Annotated in this window: 1 protein-coding gene; it reads right to left on the bottom strand. The window is 57.1% G+C overall.

Features of this window, described 5'->3' with window-relative positions; genetic code table 11:
- Positions 1–243: 243 nt before the first annotated feature.
- Positions 244–1,101: DUF6602 domain-containing protein (locus AC1DRJ_RS29010; protein ID WP_477805156.1), on the bottom strand; the 858-nt coding region annotated here is incomplete at its 5' end.

Here is a 1,101-nt window from a genome sequence, read left to right as displayed (position 1 = left end):
GTCTTGATCAGCAGTTCAAAGAGGTCTGCCGGGTAGTGAAATTGCTCAGCCATGAAAGCCCTCGTTTTCCGTAACCTTTCCGATGGCTCACGCAGGAGGAGCCCGTTGCGCTTACCATCATGGCGCCAGATGGCCGGAAGGTAAATCCCGGCCAAGAGGCCTTGGTGTCGGCTCGCCAACACTCACTTGATCACACCTGGTCGGGCTAAATTGCTAGCCATCATCTGCAGGCAGTGCGGGCTGTCAGGACTGAGTGCTGGTTCTTACCTTGCGCAGGTTTTCGAAGAAAGTGGCGTTCAGCGTCCCCGTCCAGTCGATAGGCAGCAGCTCAATCCAGCTCAATGCCTCAAGCAGGGTTACCAGGCCAAGGCCGTAYGCGTTTTCGGGAGCCTGTTCTGCGCACAATCCCGCCCCGTACTTGGYGTCGAAAAAGAGCGACGATTTGATGCCGTCCGGCCCCAGGTTCACCGTCTGAGTCGCGATGTAGTTATTACCCAGGATCAAAAGATCAGGGGTGTGCTCGCCGTGAGTGCGGGGGACGGTAACGTCCGGTGAATATTTGCGTGCAAATACCGCGCAGAAGGGTTGGTTCTTCAGAGGCGGGAACGTGCGGGGCCAATCCCTGAGCCTCCCGTTGTAAACAGGCCCATCCACTTCATAGTCAGGGTTGTCGAGGGCTCGGCGGGTGAGCACAAGCTTTTTCACCGCTTCGGCCTGACCGATCGCCTTCTCCAGCACCGCATCGCTCGAAATGGAGTGTTTGCATTCGATGTAAGCGTACACCGCGTCAACCGGGATCTGCTCTTTAACCGGAAACTGGCGGCTCAAGCTGGAGCGCAGGGTAGGGCTGGCCATTTTGTCGTAGATGATGACGTCATCCCCGGCCGTCCTGCCATCCTCTGCGACAACAAAGCCACGACAAACCCCGTACTTGGCAGGCAGCACGTCTTCCAGCAGAGCGCAAAGGGCGAGCTCGAACTCGTCTCCTAGGTCGAAGTTGTAGATCGCTTCGATGTCCTGCAAACGCGCCTCTACCTTCTTGGCCAACCTCTCGATGTACCCACCGTACGATCCCATCATTACTCCTACGCTCGTTAGATG

The sequence above is a fragment of the Pseudomonas sp. P5_B2 genome (assembly GCF_056400445.1).
Note: the sequence above shows the minus strand (reverse complement) of the source record. Positions and strands in the feature narration are given on the sequence as shown.